The organism is Parvimonas micra (genome assembly GCF_021300775.1).
In the GTDB taxonomy this organism is placed as follows: domain Bacteria; phylum Bacillota; class Clostridia; order Tissierellales; family Peptoniphilaceae; genus Parvimonas.
Map to the genome: position 1 here is coordinate 56,682 of NZ_JAJTJP010000002.1, position 21,802 is coordinate 78,483.

Annotated in this window: 19 protein-coding genes; 6 read left to right on the forward strand and 13 right to left on the reverse strand. The window is 29.5% G+C overall.

Annotation, left to right across the window (positions count from 1 at the left end; translation table 11 throughout):
- Positions 1-81: 81 nt before the first annotated feature.
- On the forward strand, positions 82-2,781 hold the full coding sequence (locus LW893_RS03495; protein ID WP_233055844.1) for a SpaA isopeptide-forming pilin-related protein: 2,700 nt from the start codon (positions 82-84) through the stop codon (positions 2,779-2,781).
- Between the two features lie 56 nt (positions 2,782-2,837).
- Here LW893_RS03495 and LW893_RS03500 read toward each other — a convergent pair whose 3' ends face one another.
- The 9 genes from LW893_RS03500 to LW893_RS03540 form a co-directional block, all read right to left on the reverse strand.
- Positions 2,838-3,677: a class C sortase gene (locus tag LW893_RS03500; protein WP_233055845.1), complete on the reverse strand. Its 840-nt coding sequence runs from the start codon at positions 3,675-3,677 to the stop codon at positions 2,838-2,840.
- 16 nt (positions 3,678-3,693) lie between these two features.
- Positions 3,694-4,596, reverse strand: coding sequence for a class C sortase (locus tag LW893_RS03505; protein WP_420094854.1), 903 nt, complete (start codon positions 4,594-4,596; stop codon positions 3,694-3,696).
- Positions 4,597-4,604: 8 nt separating this feature from the next.
- The gene (locus LW893_RS03510) at positions 4,605-5,522 is read right to left on the reverse strand and encodes a class C sortase (RefSeq protein WP_233055846.1); all 918 of its coding nucleotides are present in this window, start codon (positions 5,520-5,522) and stop codon (positions 4,605-4,607) included.
- Positions 5,523-6,195: 673 nt separating this feature from the next.
- Complete coding sequence (locus tag LW893_RS03515) at positions 6,196-7,743, reverse strand: ABC-F family ATP-binding cassette domain-containing protein (protein WP_233055847.1); 1,548 nt, start codon at positions 7,741-7,743, stop codon at positions 6,196-6,198.
- Positions 7,744-7,888: 145 nt separating this feature from the next.
- On the reverse strand, positions 7,889-9,406 hold the full coding sequence (locus tag LW893_RS03520; RefSeq protein WP_233055848.1) for a C69 family dipeptidase: 1,518 nt from the start codon (positions 9,404-9,406) through the stop codon (positions 7,889-7,891).
- 1,111 nt (positions 9,407-10,517) lie between these two features.
- A complete protein-coding gene (locus LW893_RS03525; protein WP_233055849.1) occupies positions 10,518-11,306 on the reverse strand; it encodes a peptidoglycan amidohydrolase family protein in 789 nt (262 codons plus the stop codon).
- 7 nt (positions 11,307-11,313) lie between these two features.
- Positions 11,314-11,448: a YvrJ family protein gene (locus LW893_RS03530; protein ID WP_004832412.1), complete on the reverse strand. Its 135-nt coding sequence runs from the start codon at positions 11,446-11,448 to the stop codon at positions 11,314-11,316.
- A gap of 53 nt (positions 11,449-11,501) precedes the next feature.
- The gene (locus LW893_RS03535) at positions 11,502-11,717 is read right to left on the reverse strand and encodes a hypothetical protein (RefSeq protein WP_233055850.1); all 216 of its coding nucleotides are present in this window, start codon (positions 11,715-11,717) and stop codon (positions 11,502-11,504) included.
- 10 nt (positions 11,718-11,727) lie between these two features.
- A complete protein-coding gene (locus LW893_RS03540; RefSeq protein WP_233055851.1) occupies positions 11,728-11,913 on the reverse strand; it encodes a hypothetical protein in 186 nt (61 codons plus the stop codon).
- Between the two features lie 160 nt (positions 11,914-12,073).
- Between LW893_RS03540 and LW893_RS03545 the strand changes: the two genes are divergently transcribed.
- Both LW893_RS03545 and LW893_RS03550 read left to right on the forward strand, forming a co-directional pair.
- Positions 12,074-12,760 carry a lysoplasmalogenase family protein gene (locus tag LW893_RS03545; RefSeq protein ID WP_233055852.1) on the forward strand — a complete coding sequence of 229 codons (687 nt, stop codon included), beginning with the start codon at positions 12,074-12,076 and terminating at the stop codon, positions 12,758-12,760.
- Between the two features lie 303 nt (positions 12,761-13,063).
- Positions 13,064-14,221, forward strand: a complete 1,158-nt coding sequence (locus LW893_RS03550) for a hypothetical protein (RefSeq protein WP_233055853.1) — start codon at positions 13,064-13,066, stop codon at positions 14,219-14,221.
- A gap of 37 nt (positions 14,222-14,258) precedes the next feature.
- Here LW893_RS03550 and LW893_RS03555 read toward each other — a convergent pair whose 3' ends face one another.
- From LW893_RS03555 to rpiB, 3 genes are read right to left on the reverse strand one after another with little or no spacing between them, the layout of a single operon-like run.
- Positions 14,259-14,687 (reverse strand): hypothetical protein, encoded by a 429-nt coding sequence (locus LW893_RS03555; protein ID WP_233055854.1) that lies wholly within the window; start codon positions 14,685-14,687, stop codon positions 14,259-14,261.
- 9 nt (positions 14,688-14,696) lie between these two features.
- A complete protein-coding gene (locus tag LW893_RS03560; RefSeq protein WP_233055855.1) occupies positions 14,697-15,656 on the reverse strand; it encodes an NAD(P)H-dependent glycerol-3-phosphate dehydrogenase in 960 nt (319 codons plus the stop codon).
- Positions 15,657-15,664: 8 nt separating this feature from the next.
- Positions 15,665-16,096: a ribose 5-phosphate isomerase B gene (gene rpiB / locus LW893_RS03565; RefSeq protein ID WP_233055856.1), complete on the reverse strand. Its 432-nt coding sequence runs from the start codon at positions 16,094-16,096 to the stop codon at positions 15,665-15,667.
- 218 nt (positions 16,097-16,314) lie between these two features.
- On the opposite strand from rpiB, the gene LW893_RS03570 reads away from it, so the two are divergent.
- From LW893_RS03570 to rsmG, 3 genes are all read left to right on the forward strand, one after another.
- Positions 16,315-16,866, forward strand: coding sequence for a sigma-70 family RNA polymerase sigma factor (locus tag LW893_RS03570; RefSeq protein WP_233055857.1), 552 nt, complete (start codon positions 16,315-16,317; stop codon positions 16,864-16,866).
- A 652-nt stretch (positions 16,867-17,518) separates the two neighbouring features.
- Positions 17,519-19,405, forward strand: coding sequence for a tRNA uridine-5-carboxymethylaminomethyl(34) synthesis enzyme MnmG (gene mnmG / locus LW893_RS03575; RefSeq protein ID WP_233055858.1), 1,887 nt, complete (start codon positions 17,519-17,521; stop codon positions 19,403-19,405).
- The gene (gene rsmG, locus LW893_RS03580; RefSeq protein WP_233055859.1) at positions 19,398-20,111 is read left to right on the forward strand and encodes a 16S rRNA (guanine(527)-N(7))-methyltransferase RsmG; all 714 of its coding nucleotides are present in this window, start codon (positions 19,398-19,400) and stop codon (positions 20,109-20,111) included. Before mnmG ends, rsmG begins: the two co-directional genes overlap by 8 nt.
- A gap of 121 nt (positions 20,112-20,232) precedes the next feature.
- Here the strand turns inward: rsmG and LW893_RS03585 are convergent, their stop codons facing one another.
- Positions 20,233-21,519 carry an SH3 domain-containing C40 family peptidase gene (locus tag LW893_RS03585; RefSeq protein WP_233055860.1) on the reverse strand — a complete coding sequence of 429 codons (1,287 nt, stop codon included), beginning with the start codon at positions 21,517-21,519 and terminating at the stop codon, positions 20,233-20,235.
- Positions 21,520-21,802: the final 283 nt, after the last annotated feature.

A 21,802-nucleotide genomic window follows, 5' to 3' on the forward strand; every position in this document is an offset into this window, starting at 1 on the left:
TTCTGTATTGCTATTTTTTATATGTTTAACAATATGCAATTATTTATTTTATATTTATTTATTTTTAAGGAAGGTAACATTATGAAATTGAAGAAAAATTTTATTAGTTGCTTTTTATTATTTACTATTTTATGTCAATTCTTCATACCAACATTTGTTAAAGCAGACATAGGTTATACTCAAAATCAAGAGGGTGTATTCCCTACTGATTTCACAGAAATTGACGGGTTAATTAGAAATTATAAAAATCAACCAATAGATTACAAAGAGGCAATCGTCTCTAAGAAAGCGAGTAGAGGAGATAAAGATGGAGAATTTTACATCGACTTAAGAGTCGAAGGTAAAACCTCTGAAGAAGAACTTACTAAGGATATTGTTGTTGTTCTTGATAACTCTAACTCAATGAGAGAAAATAATCGTGTTACTATTGCAAAAAATACATTAACTACATTTGTAAAAAATGTTCTAAGAGATGGTAATGGAAAAGTAAGAGTAGCATTGGTAACATATGGTTCAGATGTTTTTGACGGAAGATTTGTTGATGAGTTTTATTATAAAGGAAATATGTTAGACCGTAGTTATAAGACTTTTACTACAAATCCACAAGATATTATTAATAAAATTCCTTCTAAAGTTCCTGAAGAATATAATTATACAAATCCTTATAATTTTTATTATTCTTCTATAGGAGCTACATTTACTCAAGCAGCTCTTAAAGAAGCAGCAGATATTTTAAGTACAAGTACTGCTAAACAAAAAATTATAGTGCATTTAACAGATGGAGTTCCAACTGTTTCAAATAAAATTAGCTCTATTGATCAAAGTGGAAAAGCAAATTTTGATTATTCAATAGCTGCTAAAAAAGGTTCTGGACATACATTCTTTTTAAAAGATGGATATCGGGCTAGTAATGGATATTACTATAATTATCAGGATAGACATAGACCTTATGATGTAAATAATGCTCAAACAGGAGGACAACTACATGTTGAAAATCATGGTGTAGCTACTTACTATGAAGCAAAAGAAATTCTTAAAAAATACTCAGTTTATACTGTTGGTATAGAATTAACTGATACATCTTATGATGACCGTAACAGAGGATATGGTACTTACTATCCAGAAGGTACTATTCCAAGAAATGATATATTAAAACTTATGAGAAGTATTTCAACTTCTCCAAGACATTATTATGACTCTGCTAGTATCAATCAATTAAGCGATATACTTGCACAAATCGAAAAAGATATTCGTAAAACTGTTGTAAATGGTTCTGTAAGTGACCCAATGGGTGATATGGTTGATTTGAATTTGAATGCTAATTTAGATGGAAATAAATTCTACAAACTTACAGCTTCAAATCCTTCTTTATTAAATGGTGTAGAAGTTAGGTATGACAATACGACTAGAAAAATCTCTATTACAGGATTAACTTTAGGTAAAGATGAATGGGTTAATTTAAGATATAAGGTTAATTTAAGAACAGAAGATCCTCAATATAAAGGTGATTTCTTCTATCCTACTAATGGACCTACTACTTTAACTCCAAATAATTCAAATCCAGATACGAAGAGAGATTTTCCTGTTCCGTCTGTAAAGGCACATTCTATTGACGTAAATGTTCAAAAGCTTTGGAAATACAAGAATGGAAAAGATTTACCAGATAGTATGAAAAAGGAAATCAAAGTTAAACTTATTAGAAAGTCTACAAATCCAAATGTAGCAGCAGCTGATGGAGAAAAGGAAATTGCAGAAAAAACTTTAAATAAAGCTGGTAATTGGACTGGAACTTTTGAAAAGTTAATTCCATTTGATAATTTAGGTTATCATTTTGAATATACTGTAAAAGAAGTTGCACTTGAGGGTTTCGAAAGCAAGATTGAATATTCAAACAATAAAAACTTCGTAAAAGCCGAAAGTGGAGATGTTAAAATAACAAATACTAAAAATATTGAAATAGAATTTTTCAAATACAAAACTGAAAATGAACAAAAAATTGCACTACCAGATGTAGAATTTGAACTATATAAACAAGATATTACCGAAAGATATTTACCAGTACAAAAAAACGGTAAAAATGTTGTTGTTAAATCTGGAGCTGACGGAAAATTCAAATTTGATAATCTTGAAGTTGGAAAATATGCTATAAAGGAAATAAAAGCTCCTAAAGGCTATCGTACTCCAAAAAATTTTGTAAGAACTTTTGAAATAACATCTGAAGGGAAAGTAAAGTATGAAAATACTGTTTACAATTCTGATGATACTTTCTATAATATTGAGAATATAAAGTATCCACAAATGTACTTTATGTTTAGAAAGATTGGTACAAATGGTGAATTGATTAAACAAGGAATTTTGGAATTGCAATTAAAAGGACCAAAAGATAAAACTTTATCTTTTGACTTAACAAAGAGTACAAATGATGGCTTTAAGTTTGAAATTCCAGAAGACTTCCCTACTGGTGACTATGTTTTAACCGAAAAAACTGCTCCAATGGGATATCAAAAGTCAAATGTTGAGTATCATATAAGAATTGATGCTGAAAACAGAACGATTACTTTGGTAAAAGAAGTAAAAGGAAGTGTAGAAACTCAAAAGAACATTATTTTATATCAAGATAATGACGGTGCAATTGACACAATTAAGCATGATATCAAAAATGATAAGACAGTTTATCCACATACTGGTGGAACTGGTGTAGTACCATTTGTACTATCAGGACTTTTCGTAATGCTTTGTGCAGGTTCAGTTTATATTCTTAAAAAGAAAAGAGCAATGTAAAAAATAAATTAAAAAGACCTTGATTTCAAATTTCAAGGTCTTTCTTTTTATATTTTTTAATTCTTTTTGCTTATAAATCTTATGAATTTATATCCTGTAAATAAAAATACAATCCACAATAATCCTGTTCCACCGTAGATAAACATAGATATTTGTTTTACATTTTTATTTACTTCTTCTTTTGTTTCACTTGTGTTTGTTTTTTCCGTTTTTTCTTCAAGTCTATCACAATTTACAAGTAATCTATATGGACTTGGTGGCGTTGCAGGGTCACAAGTAAGTAATGTAAGCATGTCACGATTAGCTATTGGAAATAACTTTTCACCTTCGTAAGGTTTAATAATTTCAGTATCAGAAACTACATAAGTTAAAGTTTTTCCTGCTCTTTCGATATATACTTTATCACCTTTTTTCAAATCTCCTAGATTTAAAAACATTACATCCTTATACCAACCTCTATGTCCAGCTATTACACTTCTATTTCCTACTCCACCTGTTGGTAGTGCAGTTCCGTCAATATGAGCTACACCCTTATCTAAATGTTCATAAGAAGCATCCAATCTAATCGGCTTATATACATTTATAGCTGGAATTCTAATATATGCAAATACTCCATGAGGATCATCTTTTTTAAATTCATAAACAGTTTTATATTCATTATTGCTAAAAGGGTCAACAATTGTTGTATTTTTTAAATTTTTATTATAATTTTTAATTTCCTCTTCTAATTTATTAAGCTCTTCTTCACTAATATTTGATTGACTCTTTTTAAAATCTTCATACATTGATTTTGATTTATAGTCATTATATACAAGATTTGTAAAAGTGTATAAAGGAAGTGAGATTCCAATAAGCATAAATAAGTATCCAATTAGTCTTAATTTTCTATTTTTCATCAATTCTACTCCCTTTCTAATTTAAATTTTGTAATTTTTTTCTAACATCTAAATATTTTTTGAAATTGTAAAGGAAAATAATCAAAACAAGTAAGAAGAATAGTAAAAGCCAATAGAAATATTTTCTAAAGAATGATCTTCTCTTGCTTACAGTTCTTGATTTTTCAAGAGGTGTATATTCTACTCTATGTCCTCTTACCAAAAGTCTATGTGAGTTAATCATATATGGTGTACAAGTAAGTAGAGTAACATAATCTTCTCCTGGTTGTACCAAAATTGGAGCAAAATCTGTCGGTTCAACAACTAAAATCTGATCAACTTCATAAGCTAAAACAGTTTGAATATTATGAACGAAGAAAATATCTCCCTTTTCCAATTTATCAAGTTTTGTAAAAAGTGCTGCTGTTGGTAATCCTCTATGCGCAGTGATTACAGCATGTGTGCTTATACCACCAACAGGTAGAGATGACCCTTCCAAGTGGCCTGCTCCTTTTTGTAAAATATCTTCAGATGTTCCCGCATAAATCGGTAAATTCTCGTCAATTTTTGGTATCTCAATATGTCCTATAAGCTCTCCAATTTGTAACATTCTCGCATACTCTGCAATTCCTTTCTCCTTTTCTTCATTTGAATAAGGGTCGGATAATTTTGAAGCATCAAGAGTAGAGTTATAGGCTTTTGCAAGATTAATTCTCTCTTCAATTTCTTCAGGAGATAATCTTTTGATTTCATCCTCGAATTTTTCAATTTTCTTTCCACTCTCAACTCTATAATACCATTGAGTAATAAAAGGATACATCAGAATACTAAATCCAATAAAGAAAATGAACATAAGTAAAATATTGCTTTTTCTGCTATTGCCTTTTTTACTTTTCTTTTTTACTTTAATATCATCAATTATATTTTCATTATTTTGCATAAAAACCTCTATTTAATATTGTCTACATTTGCATTTTTCAACTTTTTACTAATTTTTCTTCTCTTTCTAATATAATATAAAGTTGAAATAATTAAAACTACAAGCAAGAATAAAACAATGTAGAATAAATACATATACCAAATATTCTTTTTACCTTCTAATAATTCTTTATCAATAAGGTCTTTTACATACTCTACTCTATGTCCTCTAACCAAAAGTCTATGAGTATTAATCATATATGGTGTACAAGTTAATAAAGTTGCATAATCTTTGCCCTTTACTACAAGCAAATCATTAAACTCAGATGGTTCAATTACTTTAATTTGATCTACTTGATAAGCCAATGTTTCAGCAAAGTTATGAATATAAAATTTATCTCCAATTTGTAATTTTGAAAGATGTGTAAATAATGTCGCAGTAGGAAGTCCACTATGAGCAGTAATTACAGTGTGAGTATCAAGCCCACCGATAGGAAGTGATGTACCTTCCAAGTGACCTGCTCCTTTTTGAAGAACATCTTCAGATGTTCCAGCATAGATTGGTATATCAACGTCAATCGCTGGAATTTGAACGTGTCCAATATATTCATGAATTTCTATCATTCTTGCATATTCAGCTCTACCCTCTTGTTTTTTCTCATCAGAATAAGGATCTTCTGTTACCTCATTGTGTAAGCTACTATTGTATGCCTTTGCAAGTTCCATTCTTCTCTTAACTTCTTCTTTTGATAACTTTTCCTTTTCACTATCAAAAGTAGCTATAACATTTTTTGATTCAACCCTATAATACCACCTTGTAATTATAGGATACATAAGTACAGCAAAACCAAGTAAAAAAATTAAAATAAAAGGCAAATTGCTTTTCTTTTTTTTCTTGGTATTAGCTTTTCTTTTTATGCTAATTTGATCTATATCATTATTACTCATATACTCTCCTTAAATACTTATTATTTAATATAACTGACTTTAAACTCTAAAAACTTTATGTAATTTATTAAATAATCAAAAATTCCCAACTTAAATTATATTATTTTTTAGCTAAAAAATCAATAGTTTTTCATATTTTAACGTAAAAATATATGTCAAATAATTTTAAAGTTAAAAGGGAGAAATCACTCTTCTACGATGCTTTGCATCGGATATGTGCCCTAGAACCTTGTTGTTTTACAATAAAAACAAAAATAAAAAAAGCAAAGACAAAAATTATACTTTATCTTTGCTCTGAAAAAATTTTTCTTATATTATTTTTTTATTTTCTACTTATTTAATAAATCTATTTTGATGTTTATTTACCTTTAACGTCTAGCTATCAAACGAAGCTACTTACTTAAACGTCATCTCGACTGAAGTTGAGCAAAGCGAAACGAAACGGAGAGATCTCATACTTTTGCTTTAGCAAAAGTAAATGTATCGTAGATACATAATTTCTTTATTTCTTTCAGAAATACTATTGCTTACCAGCAATAGTTGAGATCTTTCGACTACACTACGTTTCGCTCAAGATGACGTGTTAGGAGTATTTCTTTGAAAAGTATCGTGACGTGAATAATTTTGTTTTCTATGATATATAAAAAAAGGCGATTACTCGCCTTTAAATTTCTTATAATAGTGAAAAGTCTTCCATATTCCAAATTTCTGTCGCTATATCTGTATAAAAGTCCTTTTCGTGTGATATTAAAAATATTCCACCCTTATATTCTCTTAATGCTCTTTTTAATTCCTCTTTTGATTCTGGATCAAGATGGTTTGTAGGTTCGTCAAGCATTAAAATATTTGTCTTTTCATTTAAAATCTTACAAAGTCTTACCTTTGCTTGTTCTCCACCACTTAAAACCTTCATTTGTGATTCAATATGCACTGTTGTAAGCGAACATTTTGCAAGGGCAGCACGAATTTTAAATTGTTCCCAACTTGGGAATTTTTCCCACATTTCATCAATTGGAGTATTATTGTTATCATAATGCTCTTCTTGTTTAAAATAACCTATTGCTAAATTCTGTCCAAAAGAAACAGAACCTGAAATAGCTTTAATATTCCCAAGAATTGTATTAATTAGAGTTGTCTTACCTAAACCATTTGCTCCAACAATCGCAATTCTATCTCCTCTTTCCATACGAAGATTTAACGGTTTACTAATTGGTTTATCATAACCAATTACTAAATTCTCAGTTTCAAAAATCAATCTGCTTGTAGAAGGTGCGGTTTCAAAATAGAATTCTGGCTTTGGTTTTTCTCTTACAAGCTCAATCTTTTCCATCTTATCAAGTTTTTTCTGTCTTGACATAGCCATATTTCTTGTAGCAACTCTCGCCTTATTTCTTTGAACGAAGTCTTCAAGCTCTTGAATTTCTTGTTGTTGTTTCTTATAGGCTGCTTCAATTTGTCTTTGTTTTAACTCTTTAAGTCTTAAAAACTCATCATAATCTCCAACATATCTATTAACTTCACAATTTTCAACATGATAAATCAAGTTAATTACAGAATTTAAAAACGAAATATCATGAGAGATTAAAATAAATGCATTTTCATAATTTTGTAGATATCTTCTAAGCCAATTAATATGTTCTTCGTCTAAATAGTTTGTAGGCTCGTCAAGAAGCAAAATATCTGGCTTTTCTAAAAGCAATTTTGCAAGTAAAATCTTTGAACGTTGTCCACCTGAAAGGTCAAAAGCAGGTCTATCAAGCCAATCTTTTATTCCCATATTATGAGAAATTTCATCAATCTTTGAATCAATCATATAAAAATCGTGAGTTTCAAGAAGTTCTTGAAGTTCAGCTGCATCAAGCATTATATCATCAAGCTCTTGTCCACTTAATTCTCCCATTTTCATATATACATCATTTAATTCAGCTTCAATATCAAAAAGATATGAAAAAGCTGACTTTAAAACGTCACGAACAGTCATTTCCTTACCAATTACAGCATGTTGATCAAGATACCCTATTCTAACACGTTTTGCCCATTCAATAGTTCCCTCTTCAGCTTCAAGTTTACCAGTAACTAAATTTAAAAAGGTACTCTTTCCTTCTCCATTTGGACCAACAAGTCCTATATGTTCACCTTTTAAAAGTCTAAAATTTACATCTTTAAGTATTTGACGACCACCAAAACTATGGCTCAAATTTTTTACAGTTAAAATACTCATTTCTTCTCCTTCGTATGTTTTGCCTCTACATATTTTACCATATTTTTTAATTTAAGTAAAAATTTTAACAACTAATTAAAAGGACATATATCTCAACATAAAAAAGCCGTCATTTCTGACGGCGATTTAATAATTTTAAAGTCTTTTAAGCATCTGATCTTGAAAATCCATTTTTCATTTCACAACTTGCTGTGAAAAGTGTCTTATCAAGTAAATCATTTGTTTGGTCTTTTACAAAATCTGTTATCTCATCATTTGCTTTTTCTAAAAATTCGTGAACATTCTTTATCTTTGATTTGTTTTTCAAAAATTCTTTATCATATTTATTCAAGAATGTACGACATTTTGATTGAACTGCATTTTGATATCTTTCAACATGAGAAGCAGTTGATGGATAATGTGCATCGCAAAGTGCTCCGATAATACGATTTATCCAATAGAAATTATCTGTTGAAGGAGTAAGAGTTGTATTTTCCAAATATTCAGGTGTTTTTGTAATATTTGCATAATATGGAACTATTGCATTAAATACATTTGAACCGAAAGATAACCACTCAATACTTCTAATTTCTTCAGGCATATAAGGTCTTATTTGAACTAAAGCCAAAACATCATTACGATTTATTCCTATAGGTCTAAATTTACCCTTTTGTGAAAAATCTCCACTCTTTAGATATGGATCATAAGGAGTTCCTTGATAGTGATTAGACATAATATATTTAACATCTTCTATTGTAATCTTCTTTTCAGGAATCATACACCAAGGAAGATTATCACTATGTGGCTTAAATTCAGCATTTTCACCATCCCAATCGAAAGTGTTTGGATTAAAATATCTTAGCATTACCCAAGCACGAGGTGTATTGTAAGTATGATCCGCATCTGAATGACTTCCAAAAGCAACTCTCGGATTAAAAAGTTCTTCATAATCCTCATCATAATCTTCGTCAAATTCGTCAATCAATTTACCAAGAGATAAATCAAGGAAATTTTCTTCTACAAATTCTTTTAAATCTGATGAACACATAAATTCTTCTTTTGCTCCATAAGCATCTTCAAAATCAAAATGATCAAGTCCGAATTGATTTGGCATTACAACATAAACCTCGTCAGGAACTCTTCTTGCTATCCAGTGATGACCGCCAATTGTTTCAAACCACCAAATAGAATCAACATCTTGAAAAGCAATTCCGTTACTTTCATAAGTCCCATATTTCTCTATTAATGCACCAAGTCTTTCAACACCTTCTTTAGCACTATTTATATAAGGAAGAGTAATTACAACAAAATCTTCTTCCCCTATTCCACCTTTTTTTATAATGTCCGGTTCAAACTCTACTAAAGGATCTGCTCCCAAAACTCTTTCATTAGTAGTAATAGTTTCTGTTGCAGTCATTGAAACATTTTTTTCATTAACACCACAAGCTCCCCAAACTCCACGCCATTTATTTACATTTGGCAGACAAGTATAACGCATAGGATTTTTAGGCAATTCTATTTCACAATCTGTACGAACGGATTTATAATGAATTGGTTGATCTTTAGGCTCAACAACTATAAATTTTTTTGATTTAAACATTCCCGCTGAAGAATCTTCAATACGAGCAACCAAAGTTGAACCGTCATAACTTGCTTTTTTACCTATAAGAATTGTAGTACACATAACAAACCTCTCTTTCTAAATAATAATTATTATTAACTACAAATACATTATAACTCAAATTAACAAAAAAGTAAAAGTATTTTTTGTTGTTTCACAAAAAACTTAACCATTTCTCCTATTTTAAATTATGGATACAATGAAAAACAAAATGCTTCACATCATAGTGCTTTGAAAATAATAGTGAGTCCTGTAAAGGACTTATATAAAAATTATGTAATTATATATTAATAGTACGAAAGTACGAAAGTACGAAAATTCTTTAAGTTCTTTTTGCAAATGAAGTTTTTGTTGTATGTATCTTCGATACATTTACTTTTGCTTGTTTACAAGCAAAAGTATGAGATCTTTCGACTTCGTTACACTTCGCTCAAGATGACGTGTTGGGAGCTTTTCTTTGCAAAGTATCGTGACGTAAGATATTTCAATTAATAAAATATATAATAAAATTTTTCTTATATTTTTTTTGTTTTCTACTAATTTAAAATTATTTTCGAAGTTTATTTACTTTTAACGTCTTGCTACTAAACGAGAGAACTTTCCTTATACGTCATCTCGACTGTAGCGTAAGCGGAATGGAGAGATCTCAATTATTGTTTGCTTGCAAACAATAATATTTCTGAAAGAAATAAAGAAATTATGTATCTTCGATACATTTTACTTTTGCTAAAGCAAAAATATGAGATTTCTCCACTACACTCTACTTCGCTACGCTTCGTTCCGTTACGGTCGAAATGACGTATAAATAGAATATCTTTGTCCAATAGCCAGACGTTAACAGTAAATAAACTTCAATAAAATTTAAAAATTGTATATTATAAAGAAATAACTCACGTCATAGAACTTTGAAATTAAATACCCCTAACACGTCATCTCGAGCGTAGTCAATCTAGTCCAAACTTTGTTTACTTGTAAACAAAAGTAGGTCTGACGCAAAGATTGTTCAAATCTTTGATTTGAGTACAATCGACTGTGAAGATCTCACACTATTGTTTGCTTGCAAATAATAATAAGTCCTGTAAAGGACTTAAAAATAATTAAACTCAATATATTTCACAATAAAAAAAAACAATTAACGGTAACTTTCCATTAATTGTTTTTTATAATATAAAAACTATTTGCTTTTTAATAATCTATTAACCTCTTTTTGTACTTCATAATAATTATATCCTGCATTTTCAAGTTTTGCTCTTCTTAATTCTCCGTTGCCCCAATTTCCTTGAATTACTTCTTTGGCGACTTCTTTTATTGCCTTTTCATTTATAAAAGCTCTATAATCGACCCAACCTTTTAATTCCTTTACATAGTAGTAACTTCCCCATTTTCGAGTTAAAGTTACCTCTTGTCCTTGATAATTTTGAGTTGTCCCAATCATAGTTTTATCTTCGCAAAACCAAGGCAAACTATCTATTGAATAGTAGCCATTAACTTTGCTTTTTATATCTAAAAGTTCCATATATTCTCCCTCATCTTGTAATGTTTTTAATCTATACACAAAATAATGTGGCCTACCTACATAAACCCATAATTTGTCATGATTATCAACAGAAATCCCATTAGCTGAATAATTACAGTGAATAATGTTGTTTTCATCAATAAAAATTCCTGTATGTCCATAACTTGAGGGTACACCCTCTTTTCTCCCCCAGATAAAAATATCTCCTCTTTTAGCATTCCAAGGAATATTATCAGTTATCTTTTCAAAGCCGTTCTTTGTAAGCCAATAATGTTCATGCAAAGTGTCAATCGTCCAGCCGTTGCTCTTTGCTCCTGATGACATTAATGCATAGTATATGGAAGATGAACAATCATAACTATTTGGACCATTTCTATTTTCCATAGAATATGAAACTTTTCCCTTTCTGTTTTCAAACCACTTTATAGCTTTTTCAATATCTATCATAAATCTCCTATTTAAGTTTAACAACCAATTCATTTATAGCCTTTGTAAGTTCGTCAATCTTTTTTTCAAATCTAAGTAATAAAAATACGGAAAGAACTACAGGAAATCCTACATTTGAGATACTTGAAATTATATTTTCCATTATTTCCTCCTAATTTTATATTTAGTAAAAAAAGACCAAAAGGTCTTTTTTCACTAGATTACTGTTACTTCTTCGTAGTTTGTTGAAATAATATTAGCCTTTTTAACTCCAGTAACTTTTAAGTCGTTTTTTGCTAAAACTGACTTATAATCAAAAGTTTTAATTATATCAGAAGCTTCATCTGCTGTAATATTTTTAATATTTGAAATTGTAAATGCCATATTTTTTCCGTCCTCTAATAATAGAGTTATACTTAATGATTTCTTCATACTTTCCCTCCTATTCTAATGTTGTTTCTACAACTTTAATTGTTTCTTTTCTTGTACCGTCAATAAATTTTTCAACGAATTCTCCTAATTTCTTTAAATTTTCATCAGTTGATTCACTTTGAACATTTTTTACAGTTACACTTCTCTTTTTAGAGTTAGCAAGGTCAAAACTAACCTTTAAATACTTTTTAGCCATATCTTTTCTCCTTTTTTTATATATTTTGTAAGCCTTACACTTATATAATAAAAATTTCTTAAAAAAAGGGGGGGATTTGGCTATTTTTATTAATCCTTTAACTTGTTTGAAGCGCTAATTTATGTTAAAATAATTGATACTAAGAGATTTTGGAGGAAATATGAATAACAATTTACTCAATATTTTTTCGTACATAGTTTTATTAATTTATGCAATATTTACCGTTGGTAATTTATATATGATTTTACAAAAAAAAGATCCAGAAAGAAGTTTTTTCAATGTATTTTTAATGCCAATACTAGCATTGTTCTATTTTTTAAGATTTAAACACCATAATATTTTCGTGTATTTAGCAATACTTGCATTCTGGATTGGAGATGTTTTATGTACAAAAAGAAATAAAAAGAATATTTTAATGGGAATACCTCTATTTATATTAGGAATTGCCTTTTATGTAATAAAACTTTTAACATTAATAAAAATTTCAAATTTAAACTATTTGCTTGCCCTATTTATTATGGTGGTATATTTTGGATTAGTGTTTTTCGAAGTAATCATATCCTATGAATATTCAAGTGAATACTTTAAAAGAGATATTATTTTCCTATATGCTTTTGCATTTTTAAACGCTTTGCTTTGTATCTTAGCAATCTTAAATGCAATTTCAACATACAAAGCTGGAGTATGGTATTTGATTTTCGGAAGCAATTTATTCTTAATTTCAAGTTCACTTTTCCTATTTGTAGCATTTATAAAGAATAATAGATTTTTCAATATATTATTAACAATTACCTATTCAATAGCAAAACTGCTTATAATAATAGGTTTTGGATTATTTTTATCATAACGACTGAATTCAGTCGTTTTTTTGTTTGTTTTATTAATAAAAATGTTTCATGTCACGATACTTTGCAAAGAAAAGCTCCTAACACGTCATCTCGACCGAAATGAGTGAAACGAATGAAGTGGAGAGATCTCAATTATTGTTTGGTTACAAACAATAATATTTCTGAAAGAAATAAAAATAATAGATAAAAATATTTTTAATTATTTTTACTAATAAACTTATAAAAAACTGTTTTTTTCCATTGTTTTTTTATACCTTTTATGATAGAATTAATTCAGTATTATTGATCGGAGGTATATTGAATTGGAAGAAAAGAATATTGGAAGATTCAAAAAAGATATTGGATTGGAAAACTTCCTATGTATCGGTTTATTCTTAGCATTTTTTGTATCAATTGGTAGCAAAATGGGCGGAATAAACATGATCAAAACTATGATGAATACAGGTTTTGATCTACTTATAAATGTATGTCTTTATTTGATGGCGATTGCCGTTTTAGCTGGAGCAATTTCAGGTTTATTCTCTGAATTCGGAGTAATAGCACTTGTAAACAAACTTTTATCAAAAGTTATGCATCCTATTTATGACTTACCAGGAGCATCTTCATTAGGTATGCTTAACTGCTACCTATCTGATAACCCAGCTATTTTAACATTAGCACATGATGATAACTTTAGACGTTATTTCAAAAAATATCAAATGCCAGCTCTTACAAACTTAGGAACTGCTTTTGGTATGGGACTTATTACTACAACTTCTATGATGGGACTTAATGTAGAAGGCGCTGTTACAAGTGCTTTAATTGGTAACTTAGGAGCTGTAATAGGTAGTGTAGTATCTGTTAGACTTATGATGATTGCTACTAAAAAAATGTATGGAACAACTGAGTATGTTGAAGTTAAATCCAAAGTAGAAATTCCAGAAAATTCTAGACAAGTTAGAGAAGGAAGTGCTGGAGCAAGATTTATTCAATCAATTCTTGACGGAGGAAAAGTTGGAGTTGATATGGGTCTTTCAATCATCCCAGGTGTTGTAATCATTTGTACATTAGTTATTCTTCTTACAAATGGACCTGGAGCAAATGGATACACAGGAGCAGCTAACGAAGGTGTTGGTGTTCTTCCTTGGATAGGTGGAAAATTATCTTTCATCCTTAGCCCATTATTTGGTTTTAGTTCACCAGAAGCAATTGCAGTACCTATAACAGCATTAGGCTCAACAGGAGCAGCAATCGGAACAGTTGCAAAAATGGCAGCAGCTGGAAAAGTTTCTGGAAATGACATAGCAGTATTTACTGCAATTTGTATGTGTTGGAGTGGATATATCTCAACTCATATCGCAATGATGGATGCACTTGGAACAAAAGAAGCAACTGGAAAAGCATTAATCAGCCACACAATTGGTGGATTAACAGCCGGAGTTGCAGCTCACCTTCTATATATGTTATTCCATTTATTCTAATTAAAGAAAAAAATAAAGGAGTGAATTTCACTCCTTTTTATTTTATCAATTTATTCTTTTTAGCAATTTTTTTGATTTGTTCTAAATTGCTTTTGTCGTATTCTTGTCTTAAATCTCTAAAGATTTTAAAATTTACCATTACGGTATTTCCTTTATTTTCTATTGAGAAACTTCTCATTCTATCCCATTTGTAGAGTTTTCCAACCAATTGCCATGGATGAACTATTCCCATTTCACTTATTCCTGCACTCATAATACTTGTAAAGAATGCAAGCCACCAAGAAAGTGCTAAAAGGTAACCTGCAATATCATTTTTATATCTATATGCTACAAATAGCATAAATACTAATGCAAAAATTAGAGATATGAATGTGTATTTTGTAAACTTTACTTTTATTAAGCATGTAAGTCTTCTGTATATATTAAAGACGCAAAAAAATAAAGGTAATAATATCAAAGGTAACATAGACTCTCCTTAAAATTCCATTTTTATACTTCTTTTGAAAAGATTGTCCAAAATTTCTTTTGGATCTTTTTTATTATATGTTATTTCGTAAACTGCATTTGTGATTGGTAATTCTACATCGTATTTTTCGGATAAGTCCATTAATGCTTTTGTTGTATAATAACCCTCTGCTAGTTTTTCAAATTTTTCACCTTTTACGAATTTTTCTCCAAATTTTCTATTATTGCTAAATTCAGAAAAAACTGTTGCTTCATAATCTCCGAGATGACAAAGTCCGTATGCACAGCTTTTGTCTCCCCCCATTTTCTCAATAAGTCTTGCGATTTCTCTAGTTCCTCTTGACATCAAAGCTCCTTTTAATGAGCTTAAATTAAATCCGTCAAGCATACCAGCAGCAATTCCTATTACATTTTTTGAAGCTGCTCCAATTTCATTTCCTAAAAGATCTGTTCCATAGTAAAATCTAATTAAATTACTTGAAAAAGCATCAACTAATCTTTTTACTAATTCTCTATCATCAGAATCTATAACCATACAATTTGGTATTCCATTTGTAAAGTCTTGAACATGTCCAGGTCCAATCCAAGCACCACAAGAATAGCTTTCTCCTAGTATGTCTTTTACTATTTTTGTAGGTGTAAAGCCTGTCTTTATTTCTATTCCCTTCATACAAAGTATGATTGGAATATTTTTCTTTTTAAAATTTTCTTTATTTTCATTTAGTAATTCTCTTAAACTTTGAGTTCCAACTGAAATAATTATTAAATCTTTATTAAAAACATCATTTATATCAGTTGTTAAAGTAATGGACTTAGGAAGTTCAAGAAAAGTATTTTTTCTATTTTCTAAAAAACTTTGCATTTTTTCTGAAGATTCTCTACCATATAAAGAAACTTCATTTCCTATCTTATCTAAGTACCAAGCTATGAAACTGCCCCATCTTCCACAACCTATAACAGCTATTTTCATAAAATCTCCTAATTTTCTTCCAACATATCAATTCTTTTTTGATGACGACCGCCTTCAAAGTCCTCTTCAATAAAAGTTTTTACAATATCTTTTGCAAGTTCAATTCCAGTAACTCTTGCTCCTAAGCAAAGAACATTTGCATTATTATGTTTTCTTGTCATTCTAGCAGAAAAACTTTCGCTACATAGTCCAGCACGAATTCCTTTAACCTTATTACAAGCTATTGAAATTCCGATTCCAGTTCCACAGATTGCTATTCCCAAAGAGTTTTCATTTTCTAAAACTTTTTTGCAAACAGCTTTTCCAAAAACTGGATAATCTACACTTGTAGTTTCATCTGTTCCTACATTTATAACTTCATGTCCCATTTCTTCTAAAAATTTTACAAGTTCATTTTTCATCTCAACAGCTGAGTGGTCATTACCAATTATAATTTTCATAATAGTCTCCTTATTTGCTATTCAATATAACTAATAATAATATATTTCTAAAGTATAGTCAAGTGGTAACTTATAAAGATACTATATAAAAATTTTATAAATTTATGTAACTTATTAATTGACTTGAAGTTAAAAAAGTAGTATAATGATATCACTAAATAAAAAACTTAACCCAACAACGCAAAATACCGTCATGTCTAGTCATATCAGGAGGAAAGATGTACGATAAGGAGAAAATCATAAAAAACTTTAGCCCTTTGATAAAATCGAGTATAAAAAAGTATTTCGCAAATTACATAAGCTATGAAGATGCGTATCAAGACGGAGTTGTTAAAATTTTAGAACTTTTAGAAAGCTATAAGGGTGGTGGAAAAGTTTCACTTGAATGTTATTTAAAATATCAACTAAAATTTTTTTATATGCAAAAATTTTTTAAAAGAAAATTGGAGAACGAAAAAACATATACTAAAATTTATCAAACAAAAGATGATGAAACAATTGAAGTTTTAGAATTAATTGCTGATGAAAATACTGATATTCAAAAAGATATTGAAACAAATGAAATGATTAAAAAGGTAAGAGAAATTGTGTCCACTCTCCCCCAAAAACAAAAAGAGGTTATAGAGTATAAATTTTGTGAGAATTTAAAGAATAAAGAAATTGCAGAAAGAATGAAAATAAAGGAAGATACAGTTAAGGAGTATTATAAAATAGCGAAGAAAAAATTAAAGGATAAATTTGTTGAAAATGGAATAGATATAAAAGAGTAGTGTTTGGATTTATGCATATTAGATACATTACTTTTGCTAATGCAATAGTATTTCTGAAAGAAATAAAAAATAAATATATATTTATGTATCTGCGATACATTTACTTTTGCTATAGCAAAAGTATGAGATCTCTCCGCTCCGTCTCGCTCTGCTCAACTCTGGTCGAGATGACGTGTAAGTAAAGTACTCTCGTTTAGTAGCTAGACGTTAACAGTAAACAAACTTCAAGATAGATTTATTAAATTAGTAGAAAATGATAAATAATATAAGAAAATTATTATTTATATATTTTATTAATTGAAATGTTTCACGTCACGATACCTTGCAAAGAAAAGCTCCCAACACGTCATCTTGAGCGTAGTCAATCTAGCCCTAACTTTGTTTACTCGTAAACAAAAGTAGGTCTGACGGGATAATTGTATCGTTAGATACAATTGCTCTGAAGATCTCAATTATTGTTTGTTTACAAACAATAATATTTCTGAAAGAAATAAAAAAGATATTCTTTTATATATCTGCAATACATAAAGTATGAATTTTCTACCATATATTTCAAAAAGAACTCAAAAGAGTTCTTTTTTTATGGATTTTTTATAATTTTGTGGTAAAATATAATATGTATATTTGTGTAGATTTTTAACAAGGAGAAAAAATGACTAATTTTATAGATGAAAAATATGATGTTGTAGTAATTGGTGCAGGTCATGCCGGTTGTGAAGCAGGTCTTGCAAGCGCTAGACTTGGACTTAAAACTGCAATTCTTACTATCAGTATGGATTCAGTTGCAGATATGCCATGTAATCCAAATATTGGTGGTACTGGTAAAGGCCATTTAGTTCGTGAGATTGATGCTCTTGGTGGTGAAATGGCGATAAATATTGATAAAACTTTTATTCAATCAAGAATGTTGAATACTTCAAAAGGCCCTGCTGTTCATAGTTTACGTGTTCAGGCTGATAAAAAGATGTATCATACTGAAATGAAAAAAGTTTTAGAAAATGAAAAGAATTTAGATTTAATCCAAACTGAAGTTAAAGAAATTTTAACTGAAAACAATGTTGTAACAGGTGTTTTGACTACTTCAAATGAAGTATTCCCTGCAAAAGCAGTAATAATCTGTACTGGAACTTATCTTAAATCAATGATTTTAATGGGAGAAAATTGTTATGAAAGTGGTCCTAACAATTGGAAATGCTCAACTTATTTAAGTGAGAGCTTAAAAAATCTAGGTATTCCTCTTAGACGTTTTAAGACAGGAACTCCTGCAAGAGTTCATAGAGATTCCATTGATTTTTCAAAAATGGAAGTTCAAAAGGGTGATGATAACATAATTCCTTTCTCTTTTATGAATGAAGGTAAAGATATTGGAAATCACAAGGAGGACTGTTTCTTAACCTATACAACTTTGAAAACAAAGCAAATAATTGAAAAAAATCTTCATAGAAGTCCAATGTATGCAGGAATTGTAAATGGTGTAGGTCCTAGATATTGCCCTTCTATCGAGGATAAAATTGTTCGTTTCAATGAAAAAGATGAGCATCAAGTTTTTATTGAGCCGGAAGGTTTAGATACTTTGGAAATGTATGTTCAAGGTGTTAGTTCTACCCTACCTCTTGAAGTTCAAAAAGAAATGTATAAGAGTATTTTAGGTCTTGAAAATGTTAAAATCATGCGTCCTGCTTATGGTATTGAGTATGACTGTATTGATCCAACTATTTTAAGAGCAACTTTAGAGCATAAGGATATTAAAAATCTATTCTTTGCAGGTCAAATCAATGGTAGCTCAGGATATGAAGAAGCTGGAAGTCAAGGCATTATCGCAGGTATAAATGCATCAATGAATATCTTAGGAAAAGAGCCTTTTGTTCTTACAAGAAGTGATGCATATATTGGAGTTTTAATTGACGATTTAATTACAAAAGGAACTGACGAACCTTATAGAATGATGACTTCAAGAACTGAATATAGACTTTCTCTAAGACAAGATAATGCTGATTTAAGACTTACAGAAAAGAGCTATAATGTAGGTTTAGCAACAAAAGAACGTTATGAAAAATGTTTAAATAAAAAGACTTTGATAGAAAATGAAATTGAAAGATTAAAGTCCACTATCCTAACACCAAAGGAAAATACAAATAATGCTTTGGAAGAACTAGGTAGTATGAAGTTAAAAACAGCAGTTAGTCTTTATGATTTAATCAAAAGACCTGAGCTAGACTACGAAATGCTTAAAGACTTAGATGAAACTCGTGAGCCTTTGGATAGAGAGATTAAATTACAAGTTCAAACGATGATTAAATATGAAGGTTATATAGAAAAACAAAGTCAACAAATCGAAGCATTTAAAAAGCTTGAAAATAAGAAACTTGAAAATATTGACTATAATTCCCTATCCGGTCTTAGAATTGAAGCAGTACAAAAACTTTCAAAATTTAGACCTGAAACAGTTGGTCAAGCTAGTAGAATTTCTGGTGTAAGCCCTGCAGATATAAATGTTTTGCTAATCCACCTTGAAACTCAAAGGAGAAAAAATGGATAATTTAAAAAATTTAACCCAAAAAGAAAGTATCAATTTAAGTGATATTGCTATAGAAAAGTTTGAAATTTACAGGAAATTAATCCTAGAATGGAATGAAAAAATAAATTTAACAGCAATTACTGATGAAGATGCTATGAATACAAAACATTTTTTAGATTGCCTATTACTTACAAAAACGGGATTTTTTGATGATGATAAAACTGTATTAGATGTTGGAACTGGTGCCGGTTTCCCTGCTATTCCACTTAAACTATATAATGAAAATCTTAAAGTTACAATGCTAGATAGTTTAAATAAAAGAATTAAGTTTTTAAATATAGTAATTGATGATTTGAAATTAAAAGATATAAAGGCAATTCATGGACGTGCAGAAGAAGTCGGAAGAAAAGAAGGCTTTAGAGAAAGCTTTGATATAGTTAGCTCAAGAGCAGTAGCTTCCCTATCTTTACTTCTAGAATTTACAATTCCATTTTTAAAGGTAAATGGATTATTTCTAGCAATGAAAGGCCCATCATATCTTGAAGAAGTAGAAGATTCAAAAAATGCACTAAAAAAATTAAATTGTAAATTAGAAAAAGTTGTAAATTTCAAGATTGAACAAAATGGTGAAGTTTCAGAAAGAAATATTTTAATAATTAAAAAGACAGGAAAAACTCCTGATAATTTCCCAAGAAATATGGGACAAATAAAGAAAAAACCATTATAAAAAGTAAAAGAAGGCTAAAGGCCTTCTTTTTTGCTTCAATCCCCTATGTTTTATATGAAACATTGTTAATTATGGTAAATAAAAAAAGACGGTTATTATAACCGTCTTAAATTTTAATGAACTATTTAATTATTCTTCTTGCTCCTACATAAGTGTTTCCAAAATAACTTCCGAAAAGTTTACTTACGATAACACCTGTTCCTGGGCTTGATGCGTGTACGAACTGGTTGTTTCCGATGTAGATACCAACGTGGCTGATTCTTCCTCCACCATTGTTAAAGAATACTAAGTCACCTTTTCTTAAGTCTTTTGAATCTACACTTACACCGTTATTAATTTGAGTATATGATGTTCTATTTAAGTTGATTCCAGCTTGTTTGAACGCATAATATGTTAATCCTGAACAGTCAAATCCGATATTTGGATTAGCAGATGCCCAAATGTATGGTTTTCCAACTTGTGCTAAAGCTACTTCAACAACTTTGTCTATATCAGAACTATATGATTGTTTTTCGGTCTTAGCAGGAGTTGAATTTCCTGAATTATTGTTAGCTTTTGGTTGTTCAGCAGCTGGTTTAGTTGCTGAAAGATATGATTTAATTACATATCCAGTCTTTCCATTAAATGTAAATTCTACCCATTCACCTTTATCAATACCAGTAACTTTTTCACCTTTTGATAAGATACCAAGTTTAGATGATGTTGCTGATTGGTCAGATCTAACATTTAAGTTTTCTGTTGCATAAAGTGTAACTTTCTTTGCAGCAGCAGCTTTCTTTTGTTCTGCAGCTTTCTTTTCAGCAGCTACTCTTTCTTCTTCCGCTTTCTTTTCAGCAGCTTTTCTTTCTTCAGCAGCTTTCTTTTCAGCAGCTACTCTTTCTTCTTCTGCTTTCTTTTCTGCGGCTTTCTTTTCTTCTTCTGCTTTAATTTCTTTTTCAGTCTTTTCTGGTTCAACTACTTCTTTAGTTAATAATGCAACATCAACAGATAAAACTTTACCATCAACTGTGACAGTTGCCATCTTATCTCCTGTCATTTCAACTTTAACGATTGAACCTTTTTGAAGTTTAACAGTTTCTCCCTCAGAATCAGCTAATGCAAGTTTAGCATCTATAGATTCTTTAATATAGAAAGCATTTTCTTCTAATTCTGGCATTAATGTATCTTCTTCTGTTACTAGTGAATATATATCTTGATCATTTGATAATTTTTTTAATTCAACAACGGAAGGAGTTTCTACTACTAGAGTTGAACTGCTAACTAAAAAATTATTTACTTCCTCAATATTTGTACTATGAATTTTTACTTCTACTTTTTCAGTCTCATCGGCATAAGTGCTTGCTACTGGCAATGCAGTACAAACTAATGCACATAACATAGAAGTTGTCAAAACTTTTTTAATTTTCATAACTACCTCCTAACTTATAGACATATTTTACACTACCTATTGAAAAAAGTCAACAAAAAGTTACAAAAAAATTACAAAAGTTTACAAAAATATTACAAAAAGTTACAAACCGGTTACAAAATGTAATTTTTTAATAAATGTTTCACGTGAAACAAAAATATTTTAAAGCTATGTTTCACGTGAAACATAAAATTTATAGTCATGCATTGTTTCACGTGAAACATTTTATGCGAAAACAAAAAATATAATTAATTTAAAAAATAATTAATATAAATAATTATAT

Coding starts and splice junctions, on each gene's coding strand:
- LW893_RS03495 (WP_233055844.1), top strand. CDS start 82: ATGAAATTGAAGAAAAATTTTATTAGTTGCTTTTTATTATTTACTATT.
- LW893_RS03500 (WP_233055845.1), bottom strand. CDS start 3,677: ATGAAAAATAGAAAATTAAGACTAATTGGATACTTATTTATGCTTATT.
- LW893_RS03505 (WP_420094854.1), bottom strand. CDS start 4,596: ATGCAAAATAATGAAAATATAATTGATGATATTAAAGTAAAAAAGAAA.
- LW893_RS03510 (WP_233055846.1), bottom strand. CDS start 5,522: ATGAGTAATAATGATATAGATCAAATTAGCATAAAAAGAAAAGCTAAT.
- LW893_RS03515 (WP_233055847.1), bottom strand. CDS start 7,743: ATGAGTATTTTAACTGTAAAAAATTTGAGCCATAGTTTTGGTGGTCGT.
- LW893_RS03520 (WP_233055848.1), bottom strand. CDS start 9,406: ATGTGTACTACAATTCTTATAGGTAAAAAAGCAAGTTATGACGGTTCA.
- LW893_RS03525 (WP_233055849.1), bottom strand. CDS start 11,306: ATGATAGATATTGAAAAAGCTATAAAGTGGTTTGAAAACAGAAAGGGA.
- LW893_RS03530 (WP_004832412.1), bottom strand. CDS start 11,448: ATGGAAAATATAATTTCAAGTATCTCAAATGTAGGATTTCCTGTAGTT.
- LW893_RS03535 (WP_233055850.1), bottom strand. CDS start 11,717: ATGAAGAAATCATTAAGTATAACTCTATTATTAGAGGACGGAAAAAAT.
- LW893_RS03540 (WP_233055851.1), bottom strand. CDS start 11,913: ATGGCTAAAAAGTATTTAAAGGTTAGTTTTGACCTTGCTAACTCTAAA.
- LW893_RS03545 (WP_233055852.1), top strand. CDS start 12,074: ATGAATAACAATTTACTCAATATTTTTTCGTACATAGTTTTATTAATT.
- LW893_RS03555 (WP_233055854.1), bottom strand. CDS start 14,687: ATGTTACCTTTGATATTATTACCTTTATTTTTTTGCGTCTTTAATATA.
- LW893_RS03560 (WP_233055855.1), bottom strand. CDS start 15,656: ATGAAAATAGCTGTTATAGGTTGTGGAAGATGGGGCAGTTTCATAGCT.
- rpiB (WP_233055856.1), bottom strand. CDS start 16,096: ATGAAAATTATAATTGGTAATGACCACTCAGCTGTTGAGATGAAAAAT.
- LW893_RS03570 (WP_233055857.1), top strand. CDS start 16,315: ATGTACGATAAGGAGAAAATCATAAAAAACTTTAGCCCTTTGATAAAA.
- mnmG (WP_233055858.1), top strand. CDS start 17,519: ATGACTAATTTTATAGATGAAAAATATGATGTTGTAGTAATTGGTGCA.
- rsmG (WP_233055859.1), top strand. CDS start 19,398: ATGGATAATTTAAAAAATTTAACCCAAAAAGAAAGTATCAATTTAAGT.
- LW893_RS03585 (WP_233055860.1), bottom strand. CDS start 21,519: ATGAAAATTAAAAAAGTTTTGACAACTTCTATGTTATGTGCATTAGTT.